Origin of the sequence: Lysinibacillus sp. FSL M8-0134 (assembly GCF_038069745.1) — a bacterium.
Lineage (GTDB): Bacteria > Bacillota > Bacilli > Bacillales_A > Planococcaceae > Lysinibacillus > Lysinibacillus irui.
Map to the genome: position 1 here is coordinate 21,222 of NZ_JBBPAJ010000002.1, position 25,671 is coordinate 46,892.

Annotated in this window: 23 protein-coding genes and 2 riboswitches; of the genes, 7 read left to right on the plus strand and 16 right to left on the minus strand. The window is 37.3% G+C overall.

Translation table 11 applies throughout. The annotated features are described in order from the left end of the window. Positions 1 to 9 precede the first annotated feature (9 nt). The 6 genes from metH to MKY49_RS19970 form a co-directional block, all read right to left on the minus strand. Positions 10 to 3,441: a methionine synthase gene (gene metH / locus MKY49_RS19945; protein ID WP_274794621.1), complete on the minus strand. Its 3,432-nt coding sequence runs from the start codon at positions 3,439 to 3,441 to the stop codon at positions 10 to 12. After that, a complete protein-coding gene (locus tag MKY49_RS19950) occupies positions 3,434 to 5,281 on the minus strand; it encodes a bifunctional homocysteine S-methyltransferase/methylenetetrahydrofolate reductase (protein WP_341386965.1) in 1,848 nt (615 codons plus the stop codon). The genes metH and MKY49_RS19950 overlap by 8 nt, the downstream gene beginning before the upstream one ends. An 88-nt stretch (positions 5,282 to 5,369) precedes the next feature. Beyond that, a riboswitch (SAM riboswitch) is annotated at positions 5,370 to 5,469 on the minus strand. A 99-nt stretch (positions 5,470 to 5,568) separates the two neighbouring features. Then, positions 5,569 to 6,963 carry a protoporphyrinogen oxidase gene (locus MKY49_RS19955; RefSeq protein WP_341386966.1) on the minus strand — a complete coding sequence of 465 codons (1,395 nt, stop codon included), beginning with the start codon at positions 6,961 to 6,963 and terminating at the stop codon, positions 5,569 to 5,571. A 186-nt stretch (positions 6,964 to 7,149) separates the two neighbouring features. Then, complete coding sequence (locus MKY49_RS19960) at positions 7,150 to 8,442, minus strand: globin-coupled sensor protein (protein ID WP_322611888.1); 1,293 nt, start codon at positions 8,440 to 8,442, stop codon at positions 7,150 to 7,152. Positions 8,443 to 8,991: 549 nt separating this feature from the next. Then, the gene (locus MKY49_RS19965) at positions 8,992 to 10,281 is read right to left on the minus strand and encodes an SEL1-like repeat protein (RefSeq protein ID WP_341386967.1); all 1,290 of its coding nucleotides are present in this window, start codon (positions 10,279 to 10,281) and stop codon (positions 8,992 to 8,994) included. A 162-nt stretch (positions 10,282 to 10,443) separates the two neighbouring features. After that, entirely contained in the window at positions 10,444 to 11,460 is a 1,017-nt protein-coding gene (locus MKY49_RS19970; RefSeq protein WP_341387125.1) for a YdcF family protein, read from the minus strand. Positions 11,461 to 11,644: 184 nt separating this feature from the next. Between MKY49_RS19970 and MKY49_RS19975 the strand changes: the two genes are divergently transcribed. Next, positions 11,645 to 12,109 carry a hypothetical protein gene (locus MKY49_RS19975; RefSeq protein WP_274794627.1) on the plus strand — a complete coding sequence of 155 codons (465 nt, stop codon included), beginning with the start codon at positions 11,645 to 11,647 and terminating at the stop codon, positions 12,107 to 12,109. After that, complete coding sequence (locus MKY49_RS19980; RefSeq protein ID WP_274794628.1) at positions 12,097 to 12,384, plus strand: DUF2653 family protein; 288 nt, start codon at positions 12,097 to 12,099, stop codon at positions 12,382 to 12,384. The genes MKY49_RS19975 and MKY49_RS19980 overlap by 13 nt, the downstream gene beginning before the upstream one ends. Positions 12,385 to 12,434: 50 nt before the next feature. On the opposite strand, the gene MKY49_RS19985 is transcribed toward MKY49_RS19980, so the two are convergent. From MKY49_RS19985 to MKY49_RS20000, 4 genes are all read right to left on the minus strand, one after another. After that, complete coding sequence (locus MKY49_RS19985) at positions 12,435 to 12,803, minus strand: ion channel (RefSeq protein WP_274794629.1); 369 nt, start codon at positions 12,801 to 12,803, stop codon at positions 12,435 to 12,437. 105 nt (positions 12,804 to 12,908) lie between these two features. After that, entirely contained in the window at positions 12,909 to 14,531 is a 1,623-nt protein-coding gene (locus tag MKY49_RS19990) for an S-layer homology domain-containing protein (protein WP_312507148.1), read from the minus strand. A 109-nt stretch (positions 14,532 to 14,640) separates the two neighbouring features. Then, the gene (locus tag MKY49_RS19995) at positions 14,641 to 15,807 is read right to left on the minus strand and encodes an endonuclease Q family protein (protein WP_341386968.1); all 1,167 of its coding nucleotides are present in this window, start codon (positions 15,805 to 15,807) and stop codon (positions 14,641 to 14,643) included. 66 nt (positions 15,808 to 15,873) lie between these two features. Continuing rightward, the gene (locus MKY49_RS20000) at positions 15,874 to 16,044 is read right to left on the minus strand and encodes a hypothetical protein (protein ID WP_274797398.1); all 171 of its coding nucleotides are present in this window, start codon (positions 16,042 to 16,044) and stop codon (positions 15,874 to 15,876) included. A gap of 298 nt (positions 16,045 to 16,342) precedes the next feature. On the opposite strand from MKY49_RS20000, the gene MKY49_RS20005 reads away from it, so the two are divergent. From MKY49_RS20005 to MKY49_RS20015, 3 genes are all read left to right on the plus strand, one after another. Continuing rightward, positions 16,343 to 16,921, plus strand: a complete 579-nt coding sequence (locus MKY49_RS20005) for a TetR family transcriptional regulator (protein WP_274794632.1) — start codon at positions 16,343 to 16,345, stop codon at positions 16,919 to 16,921. A 71-nt stretch (positions 16,922 to 16,992) separates the two neighbouring features. Next, on the plus strand, positions 16,993 to 17,346 hold the full coding sequence (locus MKY49_RS20010) for a DMT family transporter (protein WP_312507147.1): 354 nt from the start codon (positions 16,993 to 16,995) through the stop codon (positions 17,344 to 17,346). Continuing rightward, positions 17,346 to 17,660, plus strand: coding sequence for a DMT family transporter (locus tag MKY49_RS20015; protein WP_274794634.1), 315 nt, complete (start codon positions 17,346 to 17,348; stop codon positions 17,658 to 17,660). The genes MKY49_RS20010 and MKY49_RS20015 overlap by 1 nt, the downstream gene beginning before the upstream one ends. A gap of 39 nt (positions 17,661 to 17,699) precedes the next feature. On the opposite strand, the gene MKY49_RS20020 is transcribed toward MKY49_RS20015, so the two are convergent. The 4 genes from MKY49_RS20020 to MKY49_RS20035 all read right to left on the minus strand — a co-directional run bounded on the left by MKY49_RS20020 (position 17,700) and on the right by MKY49_RS20035 (position 21,762). Next, entirely contained in the window at positions 17,700 to 18,923 is a 1,224-nt protein-coding gene (locus tag MKY49_RS20020; protein WP_274794635.1) for a dicarboxylate/amino acid:cation symporter, read from the minus strand. A gap of 92 nt (positions 18,924 to 19,015) precedes the next feature. Then, positions 19,016 to 19,870 carry a diaminopimelate epimerase gene (gene dapF / locus MKY49_RS20025; RefSeq protein ID WP_274794636.1) on the minus strand — a complete coding sequence of 285 codons (855 nt, stop codon included), beginning with the start codon at positions 19,868 to 19,870 and terminating at the stop codon, positions 19,016 to 19,018. A gap of 48 nt (positions 19,871 to 19,918) precedes the next feature. Continuing rightward, positions 19,919 to 20,710: an ABC transporter ATP-binding protein gene (locus MKY49_RS20030; RefSeq protein ID WP_341386969.1), complete on the minus strand. Its 792-nt coding sequence runs from the start codon at positions 20,708 to 20,710 to the stop codon at positions 19,919 to 19,921. Positions 20,711 to 20,715: 5 nt separating this feature from the next. After that, positions 20,716 to 21,762, minus strand: a complete 1,047-nt coding sequence (locus tag MKY49_RS20035; protein WP_312507145.1) for a FecCD family ABC transporter permease — start codon at positions 21,760 to 21,762, stop codon at positions 20,716 to 20,718. Between the two features lie 144 nt (positions 21,763 to 21,906). Further along, a riboswitch (cobalamin riboswitch) is annotated at positions 21,907 to 22,095 on the minus strand. A gap of 143 nt (positions 22,096 to 22,238) precedes the next feature. On the opposite strand from MKY49_RS20035, the gene MKY49_RS20040 reads away from it, so the two are divergent. Both MKY49_RS20040 and MKY49_RS20045 read left to right on the plus strand, forming a co-directional pair. Beyond that, complete coding sequence (locus MKY49_RS20040; protein ID WP_312507144.1) at positions 22,239 to 22,835, plus strand: biotin transporter BioY; 597 nt, start codon at positions 22,239 to 22,241, stop codon at positions 22,833 to 22,835. 122 nt (positions 22,836 to 22,957) lie between these two features. Then, positions 22,958 to 23,527: a YdhK family protein gene (locus MKY49_RS20045; protein ID WP_341386970.1), complete on the plus strand. Its 570-nt coding sequence runs from the start codon at positions 22,958 to 22,960 to the stop codon at positions 23,525 to 23,527. Between the two features lie 41 nt (positions 23,528 to 23,568). On the opposite strand, the gene MKY49_RS20050 is transcribed toward MKY49_RS20045, so the two are convergent. Together MKY49_RS20050 and MKY49_RS20055 are read right to left on the minus strand one after the other, a co-directional pair. Then, complete coding sequence (locus MKY49_RS20050; protein WP_322606710.1) at positions 23,569 to 24,261, minus strand: response regulator transcription factor; 693 nt, start codon at positions 24,259 to 24,261, stop codon at positions 23,569 to 23,571. Further along, on the minus strand, positions 24,233 to 25,633 hold the full coding sequence (locus MKY49_RS20055; RefSeq protein WP_274794642.1) for a HAMP domain-containing sensor histidine kinase: 1,401 nt from the start codon (positions 25,631 to 25,633) through the stop codon (positions 24,233 to 24,235). Before MKY49_RS20055 ends, MKY49_RS20050 begins: the two co-directional genes overlap by 29 nt. Positions 25,634 to 25,671: the final 38 nt, after the last annotated feature.

Sequence of the window (25,671 nt, forward strand, 5' to 3'; positions counted from 1 at the left end):
ATTACACCCTTAAACATTAAAATAGCGAGCATCAGGATGAGCAAAAACAATCGCAGATACAGATGCTTCCGGCTCCATCATAAATCCTTCAGTTAAATGAACACCAATATCTTCAGGCTTTAATAAGCCAAACAGCTTCTCTTGATCTTCCAAATTAGGGCAGGCAGGGTAACCGAATGAAAAACGTTGCCCTTGATATTTTGCTGCAAACCGATCTCTCATCGTGAAATCTGTCGCGTCAGGGAAGCCCCATTGGTCACGAATTTCTTGATGCATACGTTCAGCAAAGCCCTCTGCTAATTCTAGTGCAGTCGATTGTAGTGCATGGCTTTCGAGGAATTTACCGTCCTCTTTTAACTGGCGTGCTGTAGCCATCACTCCTTTTCCTGCAGTTACTACCATGAGTGCAATATAGTCCATTTCACCGCTTTCTACTGTTTTTAAGAAGTCAGCAAGACATAAAAATGGTTCTACCTGCTGGCGCGGGAAAGTAAAACGTTCAATTTCTGTTTTACTATCAGCAGGATCATAAACAACGACATCATCCCCATCCGCTTGGGCAGGGAAAAATTGATACAAACCTGAAGGCTTTAATAAATCACTTTTCAAATAATCATCTACTAATTCTTTTAGCTCTGTAGCTCTAGAATCTCCCGCTTCAAGCAGTTGATGAACTTGCCCTTTCAAGCCTAAATGATGTCCTAGCAATGTCCGCATATTAACATATGGATATAAATGTGATACAGCATATTCTTTTTTTACATGGCGACGTAAATCTGCTGGTAAATATACAGCTGCTTCTTTGACTGTTCGTGCAGGTTTTATCGTTACCTCTTTTACAGGACGAGCAGCTCGTTTTTCATCTGCCTCTAAACGTTTTTGGCGAGATTCTGCGATTTCAGCTAAGAAATTGGCACGTGTCCCCTCTCCCATTAAAAGATTGGCCTGCTCTAGGCCTTGCATTGCATCTTTTGAATAAATTACAGGACCATCATATTCATCTGCTATTTTTGTTTCAGTAAAGCGTCGAGAAAGTGCCGCTCCACCCACTAAAATAGGTACATCAATACCTGCCTCTTTGAAATCTTGAGCAGTAATGACCATCTGTTGCGCTGATTTTACTAGCAAACCCGATAATCCGATAAAGTCTGGTTTTTCCTTGCGAATGGCTTCAATTAATTGGGCAGGGGTTACTTTAATGCCTAGATCTACAACCTTATAGCCATTATTACTTAATATAATATCCACAAGGTTCTTCCCAATATCGTGCACATCTCCTTTGACGGTAGCAAGTACCATTTTCCCTTTCCCAGCACTCTCTTCATTCTTCTCCATGAATTGCTCTAAATGGGCAACGGCAGCCTTCATCACACCCGCTGATTGTAAAACCTCTGCTACAATGAGTTGATTATCATTAAATAATCGACCTACCTCAGCCATACCTTCCATTAAAGGACCATTAATGATATCAAGAGGTGTCTCAAAGATTTCACGGGCTGCATCTAAATCCTCTATTAGTCCTTCCTTCGTACCCTCTAGAATATAGTAAGCTAAACGACCCTCAACCGTTTTTGGTATATCGGCTTCCGTTTTTTCCTTCTTTTTGTCACGATAGAAGTCTGTGAATACGGCTAAGGTTTCATCATTTGTATTAAACAGCAAGTCATTAGCTAGCTTTATTTCCTCTTCAGGAATGGAAGCATATCGCTCTAGCTTCTCTGTATTAACAATAGCGTAATCCAAACCAGCAATTGTACAATGATAGAGATACACAGCATTCAGTACTTCTCGGCCCACTGGCGGTAAGCCAAACGAGATATTACTTACACCTAGAACTGTTAATGTTTGCGGCATTTTTTCTTTGATTAGTCGAATCCCTTCAATGGTTTCGAGAGCAGATCCAATATACTGCTCATCTCCAGTTCCTACTGGGAACATCAATGGGTCAAAAATAATATCTTCTGGTGCAATACCCCATTTTTCAGTTAAAAGTTGATAGGAACGTTCAGCAATTTCAAGCTTACGATGACGATCAACCGCCATACCTTTTTCATCAATTGTACCAACAACTAATGACGCACCGTATTTTTTCACAAGTGGTAATACGGCATCAAATCGCTCCTCGCCATCTTCCAGATTAATAGAGTTAATAATGGCTTTCCCTTGCGAAAATTTTAGCGCCTCCTCGATGACTTTTTCATCTGTTGAGTCAATCACAAGAGGAACCTTCACTTTTTTCACCACCTCCTGCATAAAGCCACGCATATCTTCTAATTCATCACGATCTGGGTTTGCTAAACAAATATCAATAACATGGGCACCATTTTTAACTTGCGCACGTGCAATCTCTGCTGCTTCCTCAAACTTTCCATCAATGATTAAATTTTTAAATTTTCGGGAGCCGATAACATTCGTTCTTTCTCCAATAAATAATGGACGCATGGAATCGTCATACAATAATGGTTCGATACCAGATACCGCATGACCATGCGTTTTTTCTGGTAATTGTCGTGGTTTTTCACCTTTTAAAACTTCACGAATAGCTGCAATATGTGCTGGAGTTGTTCCACAGCAACCACCTACAATATTAAGCCAACCCTTTTCTGCAAAGCCTTTTAATTTTTGCGATAAAGATTCTGGCGATTCATGGTAACAGCCTTCTTCATCAGGTAAGCCAGCATTTGGATAACAACTTATATAGCCTGTTGAAAGCTCTGCTAATGAACGAATATGATCCGTCATAAACTCTGGTCCTGTCGCACAGTTTAAGCCAACTGATAATGGTTTAATATGCTCAATAGATATATAAAAGGCATCAATCGTTTGTCCTGCGAGTGTCGTACCCATCGGTTCAATTGTTCCCGAAATCATAACGGGAAGTTCCTTGCCAGTTGCCGCGAAAGCACGTGTTACCCCTAATGTGCCGGCTTTAACATTCAGCATATCCTGACTTGTTTCCAATAACAGCACATCTGCTCCTGCCTCAATTAAGGCCTTCGCTTGGATAAAGAAATTTTCCTCGAGCTCATCAAATGTAATACCGCCAGTTACGGATAATGTTTTTGTTGTTGGTCCCATAGCTCCAGCTACAAATCGCGGCCAATCCGATGTTGTAAATTTATCCACCGCTTGGCGAGCAATTTCAACTGCACGTTTATTAATCTCTTCCGCTTTTGCACCCAGATCGTATTCATTTAACACAAGAGGAGTTCCACCAAATGTATTCGTACAAATGATATCTGCGCCAGCCTCTAAATATTTAAGATGAATTTTCTCTATAACATCAGGTCTAGTAAGCACAAGATTTTCATTACACCCATCGAGCTCCTCTCCACCAAAATCATCTGCCGATAAGTTTTCATTTTGTAGCATTGTTCCCATTGCGCCATCAAGAATTAAAATACGTTTCTCTAATTGCTCTTCAATCAAGTGCTTAGCCATGTATACTTACTCCTTTTTTTTGTTCATCCAATTGCTCAATATATTTCATCAACTCTAGTGTCACATCATAGCGTAAAAAAGGTGTAATAAGGTAAATACCATTAAAATATTGCGCAGCCACCTCTACTAATTCCCTTGCAATGGCAATACCCTCAGCTGTTGCACGTTCTTTATCTTCACCACAAGCCTTCATTCTTGCTAAGGCATCTTCTGATAATTTGATGCCAGGCACCTCGTGGTGTAAAAACTCTGCACTTTTATAACTCGTAACGGGCATAATCCCAATATATATCGGTGCTTGTAGATGCTTTGTTGCCTCGTAAATTTCCACAATTTTTTCCTTCGTATACACTGGCTGTGAAATAAAATAATCTGCACCATGTTCGATTTTCTTTTCTAAACGTGCCACAGCACGGTCTAACACACGAACGTTTGGATTAAATGCAGCAGCCACTGAAAAATTTGCTTTTTTTCGAAGGGGTTTACCAGAGAAAGAGACCCCTTCATTTAACTGCTTAATTAATTGGATTAGCTCCATCGAGGAGACATCATAAACGCTTGTCGCACCTGGGAAGTCCCCAACTTTTGTTGGATCACCCGTAACAGCTAAGACATCGTGAATTCCTAAAGCATTTAATCCCATTAAATGTGATTGCAGACCGATTAAATTACGATCTCGACATGTAATATGTGTTAGAGGACGTACGCCATGTGTATTCTTCAACAATGCTCCCATTGCAATATTGCTAATACGAGGAGAGGCTAGAGAATTGTCTGCCATCATGACTACATCTGCGCCAGCATCATACAATTGTTTTGCTCCTTCAAGGAATCCATCAATTTCTAAATGTCTAGGTGTATCCAGCTCTACAATGACAGATCGTTCACGTTTTACTTTTTCATGAAGAGGCTCATACTTAGGAGGCTCTGCTTCTCGAACGACCTCAATCTTTTCAGGTTTCGCATGCTTTTCATGAACGGGTGATAACTCCTCTAAATATTTTTTTGCTGCCGCTATATGCTTTGGTGTCGTACCACAGCAGCCCCCAATCAAGCGTACCCCTTGATCACGTAGTTCTACTGCTGCTCGACCAAAATAATCAGCCTCCGATTCATAAACGACACGCCCATCTTCTAAGTCAAGAAGTGAAGCGTTCGGATAAGCTGACATAAATGCCTTTTCAGGAAGTTCTACGCCTTCAAATGCTTGTATTGTATGATGTGGGCCTAGCCGGCAATTGACACCAACGATATCTGCACCAAGTGTTTCTAGCTCATGCAAAGCATTATTTAAAGACATTCCATTTTGTAAAACACCAGGCTCATGCATAGATACTTGTGCAATAAGTGGTAACATTGTTTTTGCACGTAACATTTTTAATGTTGCAGTTAATTCTTCAAAATCATAATAGGTTTCAAGTAAGAGGCCATCTGGATTTCCTGCAAGTAAAACACTTGCTTGTTCCTCTACAGTCGCTAATATTTCCTCTAGTGTTGCATCACTTTTTCGGATACCACGAATACCTCCTATTGTCCCTAAAACAAATTGACCTCCATCTGCAGCTGCTCGCTTAGCAATTGTAATAGCTGCTTCATTAAATTGTTGAACGCGTGATTCTAATCCATAGCGAGCTAATTTGATGGCATTTGCACCGTACGTATTCGTTTGAATGATGTCAGCACCAGCCGCAATATATTCTCTATGAATCTTTTCAATTAACTCTGGTCTCTGCACATTCATTTCCTCATGGCAATATTCCAATCCATAGCCATAAAGAACTGTGCCTATTGCACCATCCGCCGTCAATACATGCGTGTTTAACTTCTCAAGCAATCCCATAAAACTAGCCTCTCTTCCTATGTCTCTGTATAATAAAAAGCCTTCTTTCATAAAAAAGAAGGCTTTAACGATTCAGCATTGTTGTTCCTTCTCATCTTCGACTCAACGGTCTTCTGGATTTAGCACCTGACAATAAGTTGGTTGCTGAAGCTTCAATGGGCCAGTCCCTCTGCTTCTCTTGATAAGAATTAAGTATGAATTTTTTAAATAATTAAAAGAATCATATCGTTTACTGACGAATGAGTCAAGAGTATTTCACGTAACAAAGTAATTTTTAACTTAAAATCTTAGAAACTGGATAGTTCCTCTGCAAGCTCCTCACCAATTTTTTTCCCATTTTGAATGCAAGCTCCGATACCTACACCAAAATATGAACAGCCTGCTATAGCTAAATTTGGATAGTTTTTGTTCAGTTCCTGAAGCAACCCTTGTAACGCTTCTCTGTGAGCTAAGTCGTATTTAGGCATTTGATCAATCCATTTTGTTACATTTACTACGGTTGGATCCTCTTCTATTCCCAAGCTCTTTCGAACATCCTCTAAAGCAACGGTTGCCAATTCTTCATCAGTCATGGCACGTAGTTGTTCATACGCTGGGTTAATACTCTTATAGAAGAGTCGTACAAGTAATTTATTGTCTCTCGATGTATGCTTCCATTTACGACTTGTCCAAGTTGCTGCATTACAAGTAACGTTAGAATTATGAGAGACAATATAGCCCGTTCCATCTGCTGGCAATTTCGCGTCTGGTACATCGAAGCCTAAGTATATGGTAATGGCTGACGCAGTAGTAAATTGATTAAAATAACGGTTTAATGATTCGTCCTTCATGAGGCTTTGAACAGCTTCATTCGGTAGTGCAAGCACAACATAATCTGCTCCGATATTTTCACCATTTACTAATGAAATTGTATAGCGGTCTTCCTGTTTTTGAACATGTAAAGTAGCGACACCCTTGATAATTTCAACATTGGTTAATGTTTGCTCAAGTCGATCGATTAAAGAAGTTAAACCATTTTTAAATGATATAAATTTTTTATTGGCAGCTTTAACAAATTGCTCACGGTTCGCATCAAAACCTTTAATGATACTTCCATAATCATTCTTATAATCAATTAAATACGGTAAAGTAGAAGCAATTGAAAGCTGATGTAAATCACCTGAATACACACCTGCTAGAACTGGTGCAATTTGGTTTTTTACTAGTTCCTCTCCTAAATAGTAGGTTAAGAACTCGCCAATTGAACTTTCCTTTGTAAAGCCTTTGTTTGGTAATGTCAAATCCTTTAATGCTTCCTGCTTTCCTTGCTCTGATATTAATGTGCTTTCCTCTAAGGATGCCAAGCTCATTGGAATACCAAATGTAGAATCAGCTGGAATAGCATGTAGTTCATTATTTGTGTAAATATAAGAAATGCCGGTTTCGTTATAAACTAGATTATCTTCAAAATCAAGCTCCTGCACTAGCTCCATAACACCTTTATGGCGAGCGACAATAGAATCAGCACCTGTTTCCATAATAAATCCTTCTTCATACGCCGAATGTAACTTACCACCTAGATATGTATTTTTCTCTACAAGTACTAGACGAACATCTAGATTATTCTCCTTCACTTGACGTTGTAAGTAATGCATTGTGCATAATCCTGTAATTCCGCCACCTAATACAACAACTGTTTTCATATAAACCGCCCCTATTATTAGTTCTTTCTACAGTATAAACCTATTTTCATTGAAAATTGCATTCAACCCTTTACAAATTTAGCAAAAATAGAGCTATCCCTTTAGGAGATAGCTCTAGCCAACATATATATTAATAGGTACTATAGTGTTAATTACGCCTAATACATTGTAGTAAATACTAACCGTCTATACTTTTAAATTTTGCGCAAAGGTCGCTAATTTTTCTGCCGAATTCGTTACTTCTGTAAATGATGTCCCTAACTCACCTAATATACCTACGATTGCTTGTATTTTTGTTGCCATGCAATCATTTTGTTCTTTTGCTTCAGTCATGGCATCTAGTATACTCGTAAACTGGCCTTCTGTTTGCAACATATTTTCCTCACCAGACGCTACTTCTCCTTGAATATTCGTCAAAGAATACTCTAATTTCTCAGTCCGTTCGCTTGTTTTTTTCAATAACAAAGCAACCGCTGTTACCGATTCTTTTGTTTGAATAGATAACTTTCGAACTTCGTCTGCTACTACACTAAATCCTTTTCCAGCCTCTCCAGCTCGAGCCGCTTCAATAGCTGCATTCAAAGCTAACAGATTAGTTTGATTCGCAATAGTAGTAACAACACTCATGATTGTCTCCATTTCTCTAGACATACCTGATAATTGTTCTATATTTTCTTCAATATCATGAAGTGAATGAATAATATTATGCATATTTTGTGATTGATTTTTTAAACGTTCCCGTCCTGCAAGTGCTTCATTTTCAGCTAAAGTCGATACATCAAGCGATTTTTTGGCCAATTTTTTAATCTCATCAGACTGCTTGCTGAGACAGCAAAAAGAATGATTGGTTTCCTGAGAGATTGTGGCAAGCTCTTCAGAAGAACGTACAATTTGTTGTTCAATTGCGACTCTCTCATGCTCCATGCTTTCTTTCATTTCTTCAACAGTATTTTCAAAAGCTTCTAAGACGAGCTGTTGCTCAAAGTTACAAATTTTCGATATAGCTCTTATTGTATTGAACTGATCATAAGGATACTCTATATTTTTTTCAACTAAATCAATAAATGAAATAGATAAATCTTGGAATGCGCAAATATACCATTGTGTTCTTAGTCCAATGTGGACATGTACCTTCGCAATTTTTACACGCCTTAGATAGAACTCCTCATCAATTATTCCATTAAACATTTCGATAATATGCTTCCGTAACGTTACTTTAAGCTTTTCTACAGAACTATGTTGACTAATAATATCTACCAAATGATGCTCTGTTCCTATCATGTTATAAAAGCGGTTTACGATGTGATCTACATTGTCCATAACATATGGCTGGAAAGCCTTTAAATATTGTAAGTCTTGCTCCGTTAAGTTCAGCATTTCAATTTGCTTCGCCATTGATTGGCGATTAGACAAATCCATTTTCACTGTGTATTGCTGTAGATCCAATACCTTCGTCTTTCTCTGTTTTTGAAAAATCACACATCTTCCCTCTTTCATTCTGTTTACTTTCAGCAGGCCGAGAAACATCAAATACCTTTTAACATATTGATAGATTAATGAAAAAATACCTATCCATAACGTCTTGGCATAACCATATACATTTTTCCAAGTTTATTGAAAAAAACTTCCCTTTCAAACACTATGAATGACAAACAGTAGATTTTTTGCATATGTACCTTTTCAAAATCACTCATATACCTTAATCATTTTATAATTTGCTGTCAATTTTTAACCACCCAATATTTTACATAAAATGTATAAAAAGTCCCTACAGTAAATTCACTTTAAAAAACAATTAAAAAGCTACCACACTATTAATTGGTAGCTTTTTTTACCCGATTTCTTGATTATTATGCTTATTTTTTTAAAATTTCTTCTGGCACCCTATAAATTTCACTATATTAATAATTTTTACCCTTATAACAACTAAAACTATATACTTACTAAAAGGTTTATTCATATACCAAAAGTTTCATGTTAATCAGATGTATAAATAATTCAAAGACACTATATTTTTTAACACAAAATTTACAAACTTTTAAGTTCCTGTAATATTTCCGAAGCTTCTTTAATGCCTGCATCTGCTGCAAGTCCATACCACTTGATGGCCTCTTTCAGATTTCTAGCTATCCCTTCACCTTTATTGTACATATGCCCTAGCTGTAACTTGGCCTCTGCATCCCCTTGAAGGGCAGCCTGTTTAAACCAATGAATGCCTTTTTCAATATTTCGTATACCTGCAAGCCCATTACTCCATATATACCCCAAATCATAAAAAGCATCTACATGATATTGTTCTGCAGCTCGTTCATACCAAAATAGTGCGCGGTTTACCTCCTTCGTTTGGCCTAGGCGTCCCTCTAAATAAATTCCACCAAGAAGATATTGTGCTTCTACATAACCGGCCTCTGCAGATTGTTTATAGGCATTGAATGCTGCCTCCATATCTACAGTCACGCCTAACCCCTGCTCATATATAATCCCTAGCGTAAACATGGCCTCTGGTACATTCTTTTTAGCAGCATAGTCAAACCATTTTTTTGCTAATGTATAATCCTTCGTTACTCCTTCACCATTAAAGTACATATCCGCTAAATTATTGGCAGCATCCGCATGTCCCTGCATTGACGCCTTTTCATAGTATAAAAAGGCCATCGAATGACTTTCTTCTACTCCAATTCCTTCAAAGTAAAAATTACCTAACATATATTGTGCATCGGCATTCCCTTGAGTCGCAGCTAACTCAAACCATTTCAATGATTTTTCGATCTGAAAATGATTACCTTCCCTAGCATTGTAATATTCACCTAGTTGATACTGTGCATCCGCGTCCTGTTCTTCAACCGCCTCTTTATATAGATCAATCATGACCTCATGATCCAAATCCTCTTCCTCTGAAATAGCAACTTGTTCATTATTTTGGTTGTGGAAGTACCATTCTATAATATCAAGCACATCATCCACTACTTCTATACGATTTGCTAGCTTTTCTAGCGAGGAAATTTGCCAAACAAGTATATAGATTGACTGTGGTATGGCCTCACGCAACACATCGTCATACTCCGCTAACAATGTTAATACATTCTCCTGCACTGATTGGTATTGTTCTGATTGGACAATTTGTAAATGGCGTTGCTGCTGTTCTTTTAATAGCCTCCTCACTATTTGATACAATATTTTTTGCAAGGCTGCTAGGTTAACTTCAGCGAATGTAAGTAATTTTATATTTTGAGCAAACCATGAATTTTCTGTTTGTATCAGATTTTGTAGAGAATCAATTCGTTCTTTGTTTCGCTTAACTACCATTTGCTCGTACATTATTTTCCTCCCTTGCACGCTCTATCAATTACGTCCAAATTTTTTCGAACTTGCTCGAAAAGCTCACCTTCACAACTACCGCTTCACAATCAGAATAAAAATTGCTGAATCAAGCTAAAAAACTGCCTTACCACTATTATATGGAAGACAGTTGAATTTTGGTTACACATACGCTCTCAATAGCAAGCCTACGAATAGGGTGATGATTAAAAAGACTGTAATGTGTGCCCATTTATACATTTCTAATAAGCCAATAAATTCTCTTGTGAATGCGTTTGGAACATAGTAAAAGGCTGTCTTAGAACCAATTCCTTCCGCATCTAATTTTGCCTTTTTCGCATAAATACTTGCACGAAACACATGAAAATTATTCGTAACAAAAATAGAGCGATATTTTTCACCTTGTGCATGATGGTCCATTACCTTTTTCGAAAAGGACATATTTTGTTCTGTATTAGAGGATTGATCCTCTTTTAGAATCTTGTCAGGGGGAATTTGGTGAATATTAATTAAGTATTGTTTCATAGCAAATGCTTCCGATATCCTTTCATCATTCCCTTGCCCACCTGACACAATGATAAAAGGCCTTTCCCCATACTTTTTATATTGCTTCACCGCCTCATCTAAACGACTTGCTAAAAGAGGGGGCACTCTATCACCAATTAACCCTGAGCCCAGAGCAATTATATAGTTAGGTTCATAGCGTATCGGCGTATAATGATACAATATGGCATATGCTAGGACACTTGTGTATAAAAACATTGTATAGCCAAAAATCAAAAATGCATAGAAGAAAAGAATATGCCAAAGGACATTTTCAATTTCAATAAAAATGATAAAAACATACCATATCATCATCATAACAAAACTTAGCCCCAGAATGGCTAACATTAAATTACGTACTTTACGTCCTTCCTTTTCCAATAATACTTTACTATTGAAAAACATGGCGATTGATAAAATAAACATAATGCTAGGAAAGCTTGCTAATATAATAAATATCCCCATTTCTGAAATAATCCCCTGATCATTTGGCAGCAATAACGGATAATGGATCATAAGTAATCGAATAACATATACACCTATCAAACCAAGAGCTACCACATTGAGAAAGCGCCTTTTTTCTGTTAGGTACAACAGGAAAAATATTGAAATTAATATTATGAATGTTAGTAGCATCACTTCACCCCTTCCTATTACTTCATTTTTACAATCATTGTATCTGTCACTACTTGTTCAATTTTTTTGATAGAGCCCAATTATCTGAAGCGTTTGTTTTATTTTTTAATAAAGTTCATGTAATATTACTATATAAGAAATAGTTTATGACCAAACTCAAAATTATATTGGAGGAATGTAAGTAATGAAAAAAATTCTTGCCGCTCTTTTTGCAGCGACACTGATATTTTCAACGGTTGGTGCAACATTATTCATTTCAGATACACCAACGGCAGAAGCTAAATCCTATAAATCAGGTAAAAAAGGCTTCTCTAACAATAATAATAGCTCGAATATCCAGAAATCACAGGATACTTCTAAAGATCAAAACAATGCAACAACAAATAAATCTAATTCAACATCTACTAATAAAGTGGATACTACTAAAAAAGGTGGCTTTTTCTCAGGAGGTCTGATGAAAGGCTTAATGCTTGGGGGACTTGCTGGTTTATTATTCGGTAGTCTATTTAGTGGTATGGGGTTACTCGGAAATATTTTAGGTTTATTAATTAACGTAGCGGCAATTGTCGTTATTGTGATGCTTGTCATAAAAATTGTGAATATGTTTAAAGATAAAAAGCGTAAAGAGGAAGCACAATGGCACAAATAATTAATGAGCAAGATATTATTAATGCGATTTGTTTATCTCAGGCATATTATAAAAACATCCGCCCAGAAGATGTGCTAGTTGAATTAACATACGATGATGATACAGGCTTCGGTGCTGAGGTTGAAGTAAACGGTCAAATTGAGATGCTCAATACGGCAGCCATGATTGGCGCATTACGTGTTTGGATTAAAGACGTTCTACATGGTGACCCTTTCTCAACAGGAATTGAGCTAGTTTTAGACGATGAAGAAGGCATTATTGCCAAATTATCATAATAAAAATAGCAGTACAATGAATCCTTCATAAGATTCATCGTACTGCTATTTTACTTTTTCATCCGTTTCTTCACCTCTTCTTTTTCTTCTTCATTAAGAGAAAAATCGACTATTGAACGGCCAAGCATTAATAGCATGATAAACATGACTCCCGTACCAACAATTAAATAGATCATTGTGAAAACTTTAGAATATGCCGTAGTTGGATAGAGCCCTGTTTCTACGCCTGTTGGAATCAAACTGACAACTGCAAAATACATAGCGTCCAGCCAATACCATCCTTCAGTCCCCTTGTAAAACAATGTTCCTGAAAGAATGATTAAAAACAGTGTAGTAAATAATGAGATAAACTGTGGTCGCTTAAATGACCTCCACAATCCTTTCGCTAATCTTTTAGCAGATAATATAAATGAGAGCATCCCTAACCTCCTTTTTTCTAAACGTTCTATAACATAGTTAGACTATACGTTGTTTTTAACAAAAACGTCAAAAGGTAGAGGCAAATTACCTCTACCTTGTAAACTTTATTTAATCAATACATGACTAAGGTTTGTAAATATTTTCGCTGCTTGACCTCTCGTTGTGGCAGATTCCGGAGAGTATTTCCCCTGATTCCCTGTCACAATCCCTAATTCATATAACATAGAGACTGCACGTTTTGTTTCAGCATTATAGGAGGCTACATCTGAAAATGGCGATTCAGCTTTTGCAATATATGGCTGATTAAATTGTTGCTCATAGGCACGTTGAATCATTAATGCTAATTGGGCACGTGTAACAGACTGTCCAGGATTAAATTTCCCATCCGTTCCCTTTACGAGACCATGTACATATGCTGCTGCAATTTCAGACTGCATTGTAGCATCATAGTTTGCAATGTCCGTAAATGGTGCTTTTTCCGTTGTAGTTAAGCCCAAGCTTCTTACAAGAATAGCAGCAGCTTGAGCACGAGTTAGACTACTCTCAGGTCGAAATGTACCATCGGGATAACCATTCATAATACCGGTTTCTGCTACATTTTGAATATACTCTTTCGCCCAATGATTCTCTGTATCTGTGAAACTTATTGCTCCCCTTGTAGTAAACGTAACTGTAGGGTTTTGAACACTCTCATTTCCAGCTGCATCTATTGCTTTGATTGAAACACTGTAGGCAGTATTTTCTGTTAAATTTTCGAGCGTCATCTTAGTAGTATTCGCATTCAATGTACTGGCTAACTTACCATTCACATAAACATTGTAATTTGTCACACCTACATTATCCATTGCTTCTTGCCAGCTCACCTCTACCGTTGTCTTATCCTTCATATCTATTTGGATTGCCTTCGTTACATCCCATAGAGAACTTGTTTTAATGATTGGTAAAAATGCTTCATTGGCTACCGCAAAGTAACCCGCTTCGCTTAAATGAATGTTTTCTGGATTTGGTAGGTAGTTAGGAACATCCTTTGCCACAACATCATGTGTTGGTACAAAAATGGCCCCTGCTTTTTCAGCTGTTGTTTTGATTGTTGCATTTACTGTAGTCAATAACAGCTTAAATTGCTTTTGTAAGTTCTCACTATAGTAAGGGAAAGAATTATAATAGCCCATCACATATACTTCCGCATGTGGATTTAACTTTTTAATTTCAGCTAGAATCGAAGCTATATTAGATACAGCTTCTTTAGTTGCTTTTACGATAGCTACAGTATCAATCCCTGTAGTTTGCGACTCCTTTAAAAGAGGCAATAAATCATTTGCCCCAGCAGTTAATGTAATAATCTCTGCTTCTTTTATAGAAGCTCTTAATTTTACCTGCTCCTTTGTATAACCAAAACCTGTTACTGTCTTTTCTACATCGTTTTGTAGATCAGCTAAAACATTTTTGGTTGTGTAGCCAGACATAGCAAAGCCTTTATTATATGAAGCAAGAAAGCCATTTTGCTGTAGAGCCTGTGCAATAAAATCTGTGTAACCTAAACCTATTACACCTACCTCATTCATTCCATGTGCTAATGAGTCCCCCAGTGCTAAATAATCAGTCTGTATAACCCAACTCGGGGCTATGTAATCACTTTGTTCTTCTGCATTAGCTACTGCCGGTATGGTTAATTGCAATGCTAGTATACTTGCGGCCACATAACGAAATTTTTTTGATAATCGCATATACGCTCTCCTCCATTTAGAAAATAGTCATTGTTTTCACTATTTTACTAGAGGAGGGTTAAAAAAAGGTTAAAATATAACAATCTTTTTAAATTTTTTCATCTTGTATCTAATCTGTCTGAATCTTTCCATAGACACCACCACCACCAACCTCTATTGCTAGTTGGCCTGTTCTTGCTAAATCAATTAAATGAGCAATTTTATGAGGTACTATTCGTTCAAGCTCTTCAATCGTTACATTATGCAGAATATCCATTTCTGTACCAAATGCTTCTATCAAACGTTCCATCATTTTCGGCCCAATACCTGGGATAAAATCAAGGGGAACCTGATGAATATAAGGTGGTCGATATCTTTCTTTCAAAAAATCCTCAGATAGCTCATGTATGCGTGTAGCGACCCCTTTTATGATTTGAGTACTTCCACAGACAGTACAAACCGTTACTTCGTTACTTAGCTGTTCACCACATTTGGCACAGACTGTCTGATGAAATTTGCCAAGCAATGGGTTTAGGCCATAATTGGCAATTACTGCTCGACCTTGTTGTTCATGAAGGGCCATTTTTAGTTCTGTAAAATTAGCTTCCTCTAAGCGTAACTTTTGATACTCACGTGCCAATTTCCCAAGAGAATGGGCATCCGAATTACTAACAAACGTGTACGCCTGAAGTTCTTTAATGTGGCTCACCATGTCTGTATCTGAACTTAAGCCTAATTCAATCGCATCTATTAGTTGAGGATCAAAAACTTCCGTTAAACTGCGAAGAACCCCTTTGCCAAACAAACTTTTAAAAGGAGTAAATACATGTGCAGGTATAAAAAGCCCTCCCAATTCATGCACCCTTTGCTGCAAAGTTCGTCCATCACAATATATACGCTGTGAACTTAAGTGAATATTTTTCATATATTGGGACATCCATGTTGAAAAATGCTTCATGAGCTTAAGAGTAGGAAAGTAAGCAAGCACATGAATAGGACCATGGCAATATTGATCATAGATTTCTATTTCCGATCCCGGTATCAAAGTTGTGTCTTGAAAGCGTAATCCTCCTTCCTTCAGTTCCTTTAATTCACCTCGTTCGATCATGTCCATCATTTCTTCAATGACCTCAGGTGAATGACAATCAATAATACCAATCATATCTAATCCTTTTCTTGCACTCGCCATCTCTAAAATCCTAGCTAATGTTAGTGTTTTACTGCCAGTAATTTTCACAGCACGCCCCTTATAAGTACGCCCAATATGAATATGTAAATCTGCATAGAATTCTTTCATTTTCATGACTCCTTTAGCTTTTTTAAAACGAAAATACCTTACATCACTGCAAGGCATTTTCATTTATTATGATGGATGATTGTTGGTCGTGCTATTATTAGTCTCGTAAGCACCAGAACCAGGTGTTGGCATAGAAGAAGAATCATAAGCCACTAATGTCACACCAATCTTTTTTTCAAGTTCATTAATTTTTGCAAGTTGTTGTGGATCTAATTGAGCAAATTTTATATTATCCATTATCATCATCCTTTCAATCATAAAGTTCCCTGAAATCATGATAACTATGCAAATAATAATACATCCACTTGATTGCCATAAATCTTCGCTTTCACGCTAATAAACAATCGTCCCAAACTAATCTTTTAAGCTGACGAGTAGGAATGTTAATCCAAAGACTCATGTCCTGCAACAACTGAAGTCGTATTGTCTTTTTTAAGGTCTAGAGGGAAATGACTGACTATCAGTCATTTTTTGTTGACATTCATTTTCTTCTCCTGTAACATACTAATCAAGTAAGGCAAAAGTGAGGGATTGCATGTCAAAGGAAGAAAAGATTATTCAAGCTGCTATTGAAGTTTTTCGTGAAAAAGGAATTGAAAAAACAAAGGTTTCGGATATCGTCAAAGCTGCAGGGATTGCCCAAGGAACTTTTTATCTCTATTTCCCGTCTCGCCTTTCTGTTATGCCTGCTATTGCAAAACATATGGTTGAAAGAATTATTGTAACCTTAGAAGAAGGTATTTCTATTGATAAACCTTTTGAGCAACAACTAGAAGAGGTTGTTGAGATGATTTTCTTAATTACGAAAGAATATGGCGATATCGTTGCACTCATTTATGCGGGTATTGCTCAAACAGAGCATTTAAAAGAATGGGAAAATATTTACGCCCCTTATTATGCTTGGATGGGTAATTTTTTATTATCTGCTCAGCAACAAGGAATGATTCGTGATTCTATCGATCCATCACGTTCAGCAAAGCTTATTATTGGTCTCATAGAATCTGCTGCAGAACAAATTTATTTGTTTGATGATAGCAAAGATGAAACGATGAAGCTACTAAAGCTTGAGCTTCTAGACTTTTTATATCATGCACTTGGCCTACGTCACACATAAGTGGCGTTCTTCTTTACCTCGAAAATGACTGAATGTCAGTCATTAATATACTATATGGAAGGAAATTTTTTATGCAAAAAGAATGGGTTTATGTTGGACTAACAAGTTTATTTGAGTTGTTTTGGATATTTGGTTTTAATGTAGCTAACTCTTGGTGGCATTGGGTTATTATTGTGTCTATGATTGCTCTTGATTTTCACTTTTTATCAAAAGCATGTGAAAACTTACCTACTGGCACAGTCTACGCTATTTTTGCTGGAGCAGGTGCAATCGGTACTACATTAATGGATATTTTTATTTTCGATGGAGAATTTAATGCCATTAAAGGTATTTTTATGTTGATATTAGTATCAGGCGTTATCGGGTTAAAACTTGCAGATAGCTCATCAGCAGAGCATGAAGAACAGAAAGAGGTGAATGCATAATGGGTTGGATATATATAGTATTAGCAGCAATGTCAGAAATTATAGGTGTTGTAGGTTTACGCTTTTATAGTCAAAATAAAACCGTACGAAATTTATTAATATATATCGGTGGCTTTGGATTATCATTCGCCCTTTTATATGCATCATTCAATTATTTACAGTTAAGCATTGCCTATGTTGTTTGGGTTGGTATTGGTACTGTTGGCGCTGTGCTTGTAAATATCATTTTCTTTGGAGAATCAAAAAACCTAACACGTATTATAAGTATTATTGCTATTATCATTGGTGTTGCAGGTTTAAAAGCAGTCTCTTAATCGGACAATATTACAGGACGCCCCTCAGAGGCGTCCTTTTTAATCCACTTCTTGCTGTATCCAATCTTTTCCTTCTATTGTTCTTGTTACAATCATACTTGCCACAGTATCACCTGTAGCATTTACCATTGTAGCAGGAGGGTCTACTACTACTCCTATAGCAGAGATCATCGGTAAAGCTTGAACTGGTAGACCGTACAATGTGACTATAAGCATTTCTCCAATGAAACCTCCACCTGGAATACCACTCATCACAATACCTGATAGTAAGGCGACGCCAATTGCGGTTACAAAAGTACTGAATCCTGTAAAATCCATATTAAACACACCGAAAACAAACGCTATTTTCAATATGGCGGACAAGCATGAGCCATCCATATGAATGGTAGCACCAAGCGGTAATACGGTTTCACGAATATCCTTTGGCACTCCAATCTGTTTGGCAGCTGTTAGATTAACAGGCAGTGTTGCAAAGCTACTTCCTGTACCTAATGCTGTCACAGCAGGCGTTAAAATATTTTGCCAGAACTTTATAACTCCTACTTTTCCACCTGCAATAAAAGCGTATAAAGTAAAGCCGATTAAAAAATAAAGGATAGCAACAGGATAGTAGAGAATGATGGCTTTAGCATAATCCCCAAGCAATGCCGCTCCAAAATCCCCTATTAATGTTGCAAAATAAGCCATTAATCCAATTGGTGCATAGTACATCACTAGCTTGATGACCTTCATAAATACTTCCGAACCACTTATTAAAAAACGCGCAAACGGCTTACCTGCTTCTCCTGTTAATCCTGTGCCAAGCCCGATTAAGACAGCAAATAAAATAAGTGCTAGCATATTACTTCTGGATAATAAATTCATAAAATCAGGCACAGTGAAGGTGTTAACTAATTGTTCAGCAAAGCTTAAATCCTCTGTTGTTTCAGGGGATACAATCTGAACGGATACCTCAGCCCCAGGGGGATAAATAGTAACAGCAATTAACATGATAATGGCGGCAATAATGCCTGTTGCTATAAATACGAGCATCATTGAGCCCATAATTTTACCTAAACGTTTGAGGCTTTCCATACTAGCAACGGAGGATGCAATGGAGAAAAACACTAATGGCACAACAATCATAAATAATAAATTAATAAAAATATCACCAAAAGGCTTTAACACCGTAGCCTTCTCACCAAAAAGCAAGCCAATAATAACACCTAGAAGAATGGCAATTAATAAAAACATAGAAAACCGATAAGCCCTCAGTTTTCCCATCTTCACATCCCTTCAAGGATCATTTACACTTCAGTGATATTGCTTGTAAATTTTTTAAGCATGCTCCGAAGAACAATGTGACTTGCTAGACGCTATAAAAATTCGTATATCCCCTCTGCAATAAACTCCGCTGGGCCTCGCATCCAAACATGGTCATCGTCAGCCCATCGTATGTTTAAGTCACCTCCACTCAGATGAACAGTTATCTCTTCTCCCCTCTGACAAAAACCATTTAAAATAGCAGCTACTACTGCAGCACAAGCACCTGTTCCACACGCCTCCGTAACACCAGAACCTCGCTCCCAAACTCTAAATTGTAAGGCTTTTGAATGGATGACCTGTACAAATTCAACATTAACACGATTAGGAAATCTCACATCATTTTCTATAATGCCTCCTAGTGTTCTTAACGGCGCTTTTTCTATATCATCGATAAAAAATACCGCGTTTGGATTTCCTAAAAACAACGCTGTTAGGAACAAATTATGTGGAGGCACTGTAAATAATTCATTGATGACGAGCTTATTAGGGGTACCTAACATCGGTATATCTTTACGATACAATAAAGGTTTACCCATATCGACAATCACATCTATGACTGTATTATCCTGAACCACTACCTCTACGTACATAATGCCTGCTTTTGTTTCAATTGTAAAAAACTTTTGTCGCACAATTTGGCGTTCAAAAATATATTTTGCAACACAGCGAAGTCCGTTTCCACAGTTAGATCCCTCTGTACCATCCTTATTAAAAATGCGCATACCACAGTCAGCAATTTTAGAAGGTTGAATAATAATTAATCCATCCGAGCCAATGCCTGTATGGACATTTGCTATCTTTTTAGCTAATTCACAAAAGATATTGTCATTATAATCATACCTGAAAAGATCAAGATAAATATAGCTGTTGCCAATACCATGCATTTTCGTAAAGGCTATTTTCATACATTCACTCCTTGTAAAGGATGGTAGATGTATAGACTTTTAACTTTCTTATGATTGGTTAACCTTTTTGGCAAATTGCTCTGGAACATATGTAAGATAAGGCTTACCAGTTAGTGGATGTATTTGAATATCAGCAAAAACATGAAATACTTCCCGTAACAACGTTGGAGTAAGTACTTCTTCTGGCGTCCCATGACAAACTATTCGTCCATTCTGTAAAACGTAAATTTGATCACAGTACATTGCTGCGATATTTAAGTCATGTAAAGCCGCGACTACAGTTAAATGTAGAGTTTGAATTAAGTCCATAAGCTGGAGTTGATGCTGTATATCTAAATGATTCGTCGGCTCATCTAATATCAATACCTTAGCTTGTTGTGCCAGAGCACGTGCAACCATTACGCGCTTTTTCTCTCCACCGGAAAGAGAGCTAAAGCTTCGTTTCTCCAAATGTGAAATACCAGTTTGTAGAAGAGCATCTGCCACAATTCGGAAATCTTGTTCTTGATCAAGCTCCAATAGTTTTTTATGTGGCGTTCTTCCCATACTGACTAAATCATGTACTGTGAAGTCAAATAAAACAGGTGTTTCTTGACTAACAACGGCTAAATTTTTAGCAATCGATTTACTTGATTGCTTTAAAATATCTTGTTCGTTTAATAATACCATACCACTTTCCGGTTTTAGCAGACGATACATATTTTTTAGCAATGTGGATTTGCCGCTACCATTAGGGCCAATGAGTCCAACAAGTTGTTTTTCTTTTATTTGAATACTTACTTCATGTAGTATACGCTCATCGTAAATGGAGAATGATAGCTGCTTTGCTTCTAATGTCATATAAGTTAGTCTCCTTCACCGAAAGAATAATTGTTACGACGGAGTAGCCAAATAAAAAATGGTCCTCCACAAAAGGCCGTTATAATACCAATTGGCATTTCTTGAGGTGCGATGATTATTCGGGCAAAAGCATCTGCCCACACTAAAAAGATTCCTCCAATTAAAGCACTAATAGGTATCACATATTTATAGTTTGACCCCACAATTAACCGAACGATATGTGGAATGATTAATCCCACAAATCCAATAGAGCCACTGACTGCGACAAGTACACCAGTTAACAACGAAACAAGTAAAATGAGCTGAATACGAAATTGCTGTAAATTAACCCCTAACGTTACAGCTGCCTCTTCCCCTAGTAATAATAAATTTAAATTTCGATAGTGTAGCCATAGTAGCCCAAATACGAGGAAGAATATGAAAGCCGGGATTACAATATTATTCCACTTGGCTCCAGCTAGACTCCCTAGCATCCAAAACATAACAGCCTTTAAAGCCCCTTCTTGTTTCGACATCATCAAAATGAAATTGGAAACGGCCGTTAAAATAAAGGACACAGCCATCCCCGCCAATAACAAGCGAAAAATTGAGACACGACCACCAACTCGTGATAAGAAAAATACGAGCGCAATGGCAAGTAATGACCCTAAAAATGCAGATACAGAAAGAGCATAGATTCCTAAAAATGAAAAGGCACCTAAAATAATTACTGAGGTCGCTCCAACAGCTGCACCTGACGAAATCCCTAATATATAAGGGTCAGCAATGGAATTTCTCACAAGTGCCTGAATTGCTGCCCCAGCAATAGCTAGACCAGCTCCAACAATAGCTGCGAGTAAAACACGTGGTGCTCTTATTTGCCAAATAATGATTTCCTGTGAGCGACTCCAGTCTTGCTCTATGCCATTTTGTATAATGGGGATTTTAGAAAGAATAACTTTCCATACATAGAAGGGTGTAACTGATACAGACCCAACCATAACGGCTATTGTCATAGAAACGATTAATACGAAGAAAAGTATTAAGGAAAAAAACATAAATTTTTTATTCATCCGTTTAAAGCTCCTACTAAGTATTGATGGATGAAGCAATAAAAAAAGGTATTCCATACGAAAATACGCATAGAAATACCCTAGATTAAACAAAGTCAGAAAATATCCAGCTATTGTCCGTAATTGCTTGCATCCTCGTGGGCATTACAGGTATTACTAATGGCAGGTCTCCTGGCTTCGAATCAGCATCCTATAATGGCCTTCCCATACTAACACAGTGGCAAAAAATATTATAAGACTCCTCGTTACAGTTGCGGGACAGCGTCGGACTTCCACCGACTTCCCTTTTAAGTGACATTCAAAAAATATCACACCAATAGTACTTAAAGTTATAAAATTGTGACGATTCTATCATACATTTTTATAATTAGTTAGTCTACACTATAATTGAGTTAACTTAAAACTATAATAAGGTTGACACAATTATATTCGTTTTTTACACTAGCAGTAAGAAGGTTTATAACGAGGTGAAATTTATGGCTACTGCTACACAACAGAGTCATCATAAATTAAGAACTATTGACATTACCTATATTGGGTTATTCTCAACACTTATGATGATAGGGGCTAATATTACCTCCTTTGCCCCATTTATGATGGTGGGTGGTGTACCGATTACACTACAAACGTTTTTTGCTATTTTAGCAGGACTGGTTCTTGGTAGCAGAAAGGGTGCGCTCGCCTGTACAGTTTATATGTGCATAGGATTAGCAGGAGCGCCTGTTTTTGCTCGTTTTGGTGGGGGAGTTGGACAAATTTTAAGCCCTACCTTTGGGTTTATTATTACATTTATTGGAGCAGCATTTGTTGCAGGACTAATTGTAGAACGAAGTGCAACAAAGAAAAGCTATATTGCGGCAGCGTTAATCGCAACTGCGCTTAATTATTTCCTAGGGACAAATTGGATGTATTTTGCCTACAAACTATGGGCAAGTGCACCAGAGGTCTTTTCATATAAACTAGCTTGGCTCTGGATGATCCCCCCACTACCAAAAGATTTTATCTTAGCGATTTTCGCTGGCATCTTCGCCTATCGATTACAAAAAACATTGAAAATCATGCCCATTCAATAAATAATTCCTCACATCTTTCTTGTTAGATGAAAGATGTGATTTGATTTTTGGTAGTAGATCATGTCCATTATTTCTGCACATTTATTTGCTACAGTATTAGCAAATAGTGAGGAGGATATAACATGATATTCAAACAAAAATGGTCAATGGCACTACTATCAGTATTAGCTTTACTTACTTTATCTGCTTGTACGGTGGATCAAACGAAGCCTGCGTCTACATCTAATCATACGACTGAAGAAATGGATCATTCGACAATGAACCATTCAAGTTCAGGCGAAGTACCAGCTACATTAAAAATTGCTGAAAATCCGAAGTTTCCTGTAGGAAGTACAGCTATTATTACGAACGGGCATATGGACGGTATGAAAGGTGCAGAAGCAGAAATAGTCGGGGCCTATGATACGACTGCTTATGTTATTTCCTATGAACCAACTACAGGTGAAGAACCTGTTAAAAATCATAAGTGGGTCATTCACGAAGAATTAATTGATCCCGAAGAAGCACCTCTGGCTCCTGGTACAGAAGTAAAAACGGATGCAGCGCATATGGAAGGTATGGAAAATGCGCTTGTCCATATTGAAGAGGCTGTACAAACAACTGTTTATATGGTGGATTACACTTCCACTTTAAATGGTGAGGCAGTAAAAAATCATAAATGGGTAACAGAAGAAGAGTTAACTTCAAAATAATTTAAACAACCTCTCCCAGTAGGTATGGTAGAGGTTGTTTTCTAGTTTTTATGTTCAAGTGCTGCGGACTTATGCCATTTATAACCGATACCCCATACTGTTTGTAAATAATCATCCGCAGGGAAGCCGCTTTTTCTTAATTTTTCTCGTAAATTACGCACATGTGAATCAATCGTACGATCTTCAATCATTACATTATATCCCCAAACTGTGTTGATAAGATGTTCTCTGGAAAATACTTTATTTTGATGATTTAAAAATAAGGCTAGCATGGAAAATTCCTTTGGTGTTAATGAGATTGCCTTTTGTTGAAAATAAAGTTCAAACGCTTCCTTATCTAATCGTAGCCCCTCAAAGCATATAACTTTTTCATCTATTTTCGCCCTTCTTAATACCGCATGTATACGCGCTAATAACTCTTCCTCATCAAAAGGCTTTAAAATATAATCATCAGCACCCATGTTTAAGCCTTTTACAATATCAGCATGCTCTCCTTTTGCCGTAAGCATAATAATAGGCACATCCCAAAACTTCCTAATTTCCTGGCAAGCTTGCCACCCATCCATCTCCGGCATCATAATATCCAACAGAACTAAATCCACATGCTCTTCTTCTAAATAATCGAGTCCTTCTAGAACGGACGACATGGCTCTACAATGAAAAGTAGGCTCTAAGTAAAGGGTCAATAAATCTAACATTCTTGGCTCATCGTCTATGCATAAAATAGTCTTCATTCGCTTCTACTCCCTTAAACAATAATTCAAAAGTAGTCCCTTTATTGATTTCACTGCTAACCTTCACTTTCCCCCCATGTGCCTCTACCAATTCCTTAACAATAGCAAGTCCTAGACCAGAGCCACCTAGAGCACGACTACGGGATTTTTCCACTCGATAAAACCGTTCGAAAATATAAGGTACATCCTCCGCTGGAATCCCTTTTCCTGTATCTTTCACAATGATGCTTATCACATCTTTGTTTTTTTTAACAGTGACTGAGGTGGTTTCTCCAGGTGCACAGTAGATTAACGCGTTATTTAATAGATTAAGGAGGATTTGCTCTAGTCTTGCTTCATCTGCCCATAGAAGTAAGCCTTTTTCACAATGTACATCGAAATATATACCTTTCTCTTGAAAAGCAGGATGTAATTTTTCTTCCATGCTTGTAATAAATGAATGTAGCTGGATACATTGTTTTTCAATTACAAATGAGTTTTCATCCATTTTCGCTAAATCAAATAAATCCTTGATGAGTCGAGAAAGTCTATTGGTTTCTTCTATTATAATGGCTAAATACTTTTGACGATCTTGCTCTATCAAATCCCGTTTGGCAAGAATGTCGGTATAGCCTTTAATAAATGTTAGTGGGGTGCGGAGCTCATGTGCAATGCTTGACAAAAACTCCTTACGCTCTTGCCTTAAATGATTTAAGTCATTAGACAACAGTTGGATGGCATTCGCTAAATCACCAAGTTCGTCTTTTGAATTCGTAGAAAGGTCGACTGTAAAATCACCTTTACTCATGTTCAATGTAGCCTCTTTCATCTGGATTAATGGTTTTGCAAGCTTTTTAGATAGCACGATAATCACCGCTATAGTGACAAGACCAGAAACAATGCCAACTATAAGAAAATGCTTATTTAAACGTTTCATTAAGGCGTGGATGGAATCTGTATGTTGAAACATAAAAACGTAGCCAATCGTTGTTTGCTGTTCTTTAATAGGACTGATAGTGGCAATAGCCTTAGCCTCTTGCCAGTTAGCTTGCAATACTCTTCCCTTATAAGGTATTTCCCCGTCTATCTTACTGAACATATCTCTAATTTCTGGATGGGGTTGCGATGAAGCTAGTATTTCTCCCTGATGATTAGTAACCACTACATCCGTACTTTCATCCGATTCCATAAGTACTATATGGGCCAAGGTTTCGTTATTAAAGTTCTGTTCTAATATTGTACGATGGGAGTTTCCCCTTGCTTGTAAGCTTGCTAATTCCTCTTCAACACGAGAATTAGTCAAGGAGGCATGTAAAAAAAACATCATAAATGTTTCGATACAAAATAATGTGATGAAAAAAATGATACCTAACTTCAGTGATAACTTTCTCATCTATAACCACCATTTTTCTTTTTCTTAAAAGTATAACG